Annotated in this window: 6 protein-coding genes; 5 read left to right on the top strand and 1 reads right to left on the bottom strand. The window is 71.3% G+C overall.

The window, feature by feature from the left end; all coding sequences use genetic code 11:
- Positions 1-87: 87 nt before the first annotated feature.
- From E4P40_RS26225 to E4P40_RS26205, 5 genes are all read left to right on the top strand, one after another.
- On the top strand, positions 88-957 hold the full coding sequence (locus E4P40_RS26225) for a bifunctional methylenetetrahydrofolate dehydrogenase/methenyltetrahydrofolate cyclohydrolase (protein WP_135161251.1): 870 nt from the start codon (positions 88-90) through the stop codon (positions 955-957).
- Between the two features lie 2 nt (positions 958-959).
- Positions 960-1,259 carry a DUF3017 domain-containing protein gene (locus E4P40_RS26220; RefSeq protein WP_135161250.1) on the top strand — a complete coding sequence of 100 codons (300 nt, stop codon included), beginning with the start codon at positions 960-962 and terminating at the stop codon, positions 1,257-1,259.
- 45 nt (positions 1,260-1,304) lie between these two features.
- Entirely contained in the window at positions 1,305-2,258 is a 954-nt protein-coding gene (gene mdh / locus E4P40_RS26215) for a malate dehydrogenase (protein ID WP_135161249.1), read from the top strand.
- Between the two features lie 35 nt (positions 2,259-2,293).
- A complete protein-coding gene (locus E4P40_RS26210) occupies positions 2,294-3,508 on the top strand; it encodes an NADP-dependent isocitrate dehydrogenase (RefSeq protein ID WP_135161248.1) in 1,215 nt (404 codons plus the stop codon).
- A gap of 231 nt (positions 3,509-3,739) precedes the next feature.
- A complete protein-coding gene (locus E4P40_RS26205) occupies positions 3,740-4,615 on the top strand; it encodes a hypothetical protein (protein WP_245160608.1) in 876 nt (291 codons plus the stop codon).
- A gap of 39 nt (positions 4,616-4,654) precedes the next feature.
- Here E4P40_RS26205 and E4P40_RS26200 read toward each other — a convergent pair.
- On the bottom strand, positions 4,655-5,064 hold a 410-nt coding region (locus E4P40_RS26200; protein WP_245160607.1), incomplete at its 5' end, for a CAP domain-containing protein.

Raw genomic sequence — 5,064 nt, 5'->3', positions numbered from 1 at the left:
CTCCGGTTCGGCGGGGCCGGGTTGGACCGCTGTCCTGAGACTAGGACTGCCCGGCCGGTCGCGTGACCCCTCCGGCACACTGGGCACGTGCCCGCGACGATCCTCGACGGCAAGGCGACGGCGGCGGCGATCCGCACCGAGCTGGCCGACCGCGTCACGGCGCTGACCGCCGCCGGCCACCGGCCCGGACTCGGCACCCTGCTGGTCGGCGACGACCCGGGCAGCCGCTGGTACGTCAACGCCAAGCACTCCGACTGCGCGCAGGTCGGCATCGCCAGCATCCAGCGCGAGCTGCCGGCGACGGCGACGCTGGCGGACGTCCTCGCCGTGGTCGAGGAGCTCAACGCCGACCCGGAGTGCACCGGCTACATCGTCCAGTTGCCGCTGCCGAAGGGGGTCGAGGAGAGCGCCGTCCTCGAGGCGATGGATCCCGCCAAGGACGCCGACGGCCTGCACCCGGTGAACCTGGGTCGGCTCGTCCTCAACGTCCCCGGCCCGTTGCCGTGCACGCCGGTCGGCATCGTCGAGCTGCTGCGCCGCTTCGAGGTGCCGATCGCCGGGGCCGAGGTCGTCGTCGTGGGCCGTGGGATCACCGTGGGGCGCCCGCTCGGGCTGCTGCTGACGCGCCGCACCGAGAACGCCACCGTGACCCTCTGCCACACCGGCACCCGCGACCTGGCCGCGCACGTGGGCAACGCCGACATCGTCGTCGCGGCCGCCGGTGTCCCCGGGCTGGTCACCGCCGACATCGTCAAGCCGGGTGCCGCCGTCCTCGACGTCGGCGTCAGCCGGGTCGACGGCAGGATCGCGGGGGACGTCGCCCTCGACGTGCTCGACGTCGCGGGCTTCGTCGCGCCCAACCCTGGCGGCGTGGGCCCCATGACGCGGGCGATGCTGCTGCAGAACGTCGTCCTCGCCGCCGAGCAGGCCGCGGCGCTCGAGGCGCTCTCCGCCTGAGCATGACGCGACCGCCGCTCTACGTCCGCCGGCCGTTCCTGGCCGGTCTCGTCCGCCAGCTGCCGCTGCTGGCGGTACTGGTCGTCGTGGCCTCCGGTCTGCTGCTGGTGACCATCGACCACTGGCGGGTGGGGCTCGTCGTCGTCGGGCTGGCGCTCGTCGGCGGGGCGCTGCTGCGGCTCCTCCTGCCGGTGCGGCGGGTGGGCTTCCTCGCCGTCCGCAGCCGGCTGACGGACGTCGTCCTGATGGCCGGGACGGGCGTCGTCCTGACCGTCACCGCGCTGACCATCCCCGGCAGCTGAGCCCCGCCCGGGCGGGGCTGGCCGCCCAGCGATAAGTTGCTGGCCATGGCAGAGAAGTCCCGGAACGGCAAGGTCACCGTCGTCGGCGCCGGTTTCTACGGCTCCACCACCGCTCTCCGTCTCGCCGAGTACGACATCTTCGAGACCGTCGTCCTCACCGACATCGTCGAGGGCAAGCCCGAAGGCATCGCGCTGGACATGAACCAGTCGCGGCCGATCGAGGGCTTCGAGACCCGGATCGTCGGCGTCGGGGGTGGCTCCTACGAGGGCACCGAGAACTCCGACGTCGTCGTCATCACCGCCGGCCTGCCGCGCAAGCCCGGCATGAGCCGCATGGACCTCATCGAGACCAACGCGAAGATCGTCCGGCAGGTCGCCGAGAACATCGCGTCCACCTCGCCGGACGCCGTGATCATCGTCGTCTCCAACCCGCTGGACGAGATGACCGCGCTGGCGCAGCTCGCCACCGATTTCCCGAAGAACCGGGTCATGGGCCAGGCCGGCATGCTCGACACCGCGCGCTTCACCAACAACGTGGCCGAGGAGCTCGGCGTCCCGGTGGGCTCGGTGCAGACCCTGACGCTGGGCTCGCACGGCGACACGATGGTCCCGGTGCCGTCGCGCTGCACCGTCGACGGCAAGCCGTTGTCCGACGTCCTGGCGCAGGACCGGATCGACCACCTGGTCGACCGCACCCGCAACGGTGGCGCCGAGGTCGTGGCGCTGCTCAAGACCGGGTCGGCGTACTACGCCCCGTCCGCTGCCGCCGCCCGCATGGCCCGCGCGGTCATGGAGGACTCCGGTGCGGTCATGCCGGTGTGCGCCTGGGTCGACGGGGAGTACGGGATCTCCGGGGTGTACCTGGGCGTCGAGGCGGAGATCGGCCGCGAGGGCGTGAAGAAGGTCGTCGAGGGCGACCTGACCGAGAGCGAGCTGGCCGGGCTGCGCGAGGCGGCCGAGGCCGTGCGGGCCAAGCAGGCTGACGTAGCCGACCTCTGAGCGCATCGCTCAGGGCTGTAGAGAGGGACTTGCACGTGGCAAAGATCAAGGTCGAGGGCACGGTCGTCGAACTCGACGGCGACGAGATGACGCGGATCATCTGGCAGTTCATCAAGGACCAGCTGATCCTCCCGTACCTCGACGTCAACCTCGAGTACTACGACCTCGGCATCGAGAAGCGCGACGAGACCGACGACCAGATCACCATCGACGCGGCCGAGGCCATCAAGCGACACGGGGTCGGCGTCAAGTGCGCCACCATCACCCCGGACGAGGCGCGGGTCGAGGAGTTCGGCCTCAAGAAGATGTGGCGCTCCCCGAACGGGACGATCCGCAACATCCTCGGCGGCGTCATCTTCCGCGAGCCGATCATCATGCAGAACGTGCCGCGGCTCGTGCCGGGCTGGACGAAGCCGATCGTCGTCGGCCGTCACGCCTTCGGTGACCAGTACCGCGCGACCGACTTCAAGTTCCCCGGCGAGGGGACGCTGACGATCACCTTCACGCCGAAGGACGGCTCGGAGCCGATCGAGCACGAGGTGTTCCAGTCGCCCGGTGGTGGCGTCGCGATGGCGATGTACAACCTGGACGAGTCGATCCGCGACTTCGCCCGCGCCTCGATGAACTACTCGCTGCAGCGCGGCTACCCGCTGTACCTCTCGACGAAGAACACGATCCTCAAGGCCTACGACGGCCGGTTCAAGGACCTGTTCCAGGAGACCTTCGAGTCGGAGTTCAAGGACAAGTTCGACAGTGCCGGCATCACCTACGAGCACCGGCTGATCGACGACATGGTCGCCGCCTCCCTCAAGTGGGAGGGCGGCTACGTGTGGGCCTGCAAGAACTACGACGGTGACGTGCAGTCCGACACGGTCGCCCAGGGCTTCGGCTCGCTGGGCCTCATGACGTCGGTGCTGCTCAGCCCCGACGGCCGCACGGTCGAGGCCGAGGCCGCCCACGGCACGGTCACGCGGCACTACCGCCAGCACCAGAAGGGCGAGCAGACGTCGACGAACCCGATCGCGTCGATCTTCGCCTGGACCCGGGGCCTGGCCCACCGCGGCAAGCTGGACAACACCCCCGAGGTGACCCGCTTCGCCGAGACGCTGGAGAGGGTCTGCATCGACACCGTCGAGGGCGGCCAGATGACCAAGGACCTCGCGCTGCTCATCTCCAGGGACCAGCCGTGGCTCACCACCCAGGACTTCCTGGCGGCCATCGACACCAACCTCCAGAAGGCCATGGCCTGAGAAGGGACCCCGTCCTCGGGACGGGGCCGCGCGACGACGGCCCCCTCGCCCCGCCCGGGTGAGGGGGCCGTCGCCGTCCTCCGGCGGCTGCCCGAGTGTGGGGAAGTCAGGGCCCGGAGCAGGGTTCAGAGACTCACAACCCCACACTCGTGGACCTGTGGACGGCGCCAGCGACGAGGCCCCTTGGTGGGGCACGCTCGCGTGGTGCCTCGACCCCGGCGACCGCCAGCCTTGCGGGGCGCCGTCTTCCGGGCCCGGGACGTCCTGGGGGATGGACTGCTGACCCGGGACCAGCTCCGCAGCTCGGCCTGGCGACGGCTGTTCCGTGGGATCTACGCGGATGCCGAACTCGCCGACTCCTTCGGGCTCCGCATCCGAGGGGCCCGACTGCTCGCGCCGGCGACGGCAGCATTCAGCGGGCGGACGGCGGCCTTCATGCACGGCTGCACCGGCCTTGCCGGGTTCGGGACGCCGGTCGAGCTGTCCCTGCCGGCGGGCGTCCAGTTCGGTCCGGTCGAGGGGCTCCGCATCCGTCGGGTGCGCCTGCCGGATGCGGACGTCGTCCGGATCGGGACGTTCCGCGTGACGACAGGACTGCGGACGGCCCTGGACATCGCGCGAGGCGACCCGTTGCCGGTGGCGGTGGCAGCGCTGGACGTCATGCTTGCGGCCGCCGTCGTCGGATGGGGGGAGCTGCGCGCGGCGGGTGCCGCACTGAGGGGTGGACGGGGAGCCCGTCGCGGTCGGCAGGCGACCGAGCTGGCCGATCCGCGCGCGGAATCACCGCCTGAGTCGCGGCTCCGGGTGCTGCTGACGCTCGTGGGGCTCGAGCCCGTCCCTCAGCACACGGTGCGCGATGCCACCGGCGCCTTCGTCGCCCGGGTCGACCTCGCGTTCCCAGCGCATCGGGTGGCGGTCGAGTACGACGGGTTGTGGCACTCCGAGGACGGACAGTTCGCCAGCGACCGTCGGAGACTCAATCGCCTCCACGCGGCCGGGTGGATCGTGCTGCACGTGACGGCGGCCGACCTGTACGACCCCGAGGCGCTCGTGGCTCGTCTGCGAGCGTTGCTCGCCGCACGCGAGCGTGGGGAACTGGGGCTCTGAGTCCCTCGGTGGAGCCCCGGTTCCCCACAGTCGGGGTGCTCAGCCGAAGAGCTGGGTCCACCAGGGGCCGCCGGAGCCGTCGACCACGCCGACGCCCAGCGAGGTCAGGCTGCAGTTGAGGATGTTGGCGCGGTGCCCGGAGCTGTTCATCCAGGCGGTCATGACCTCCGCGGCGTCCGCCTGGCCGTAGGCGATGTTCTCGGCGCGGGCATTCACGCCGGCCGCCGACGCGCGGTCGAACGGGTCCAGGCCGTCGAGGTTGACGTGGTCGAAGAAGCCACGGTCACGCATGTCGGCGCTGTGCGCGCGGGCGACCGCCGCCAGACCCTCGTCGGCCACCAGCGCGCCGCACCCGGCGGCCGCGCGTTCGCGGTTGACCAGGGCGAGCACCTGGCCCTCGCGGCCGGCGTCGGCAGGCACCGCAGCAGCGGTGGGGGCCGGAGCGGGAG

The organism is Blastococcus sp. CT_GayMR20 (assembly GCF_004570345.1).
The sequence above is the reverse complement of the archived record's forward strand: the minus strand, read 5'-3'. Positions and strand labels throughout refer to the sequence as shown.

Excerpts from the sequence above, each read along its gene's own strand:
- E4P40_RS26220 (WP_135161250.1), top strand. The coding sequence starts at position 960 with ATGACGCGACCGCCGCTCTACGTCCGCCGGCCGTTCCTGGCCGGTCTC.
- mdh (WP_135161249.1), top strand. The coding sequence starts at position 1,305 with ATGGCAGAGAAGTCCCGGAACGGCAAGGTCACCGTCGTCGGCGCCGGT.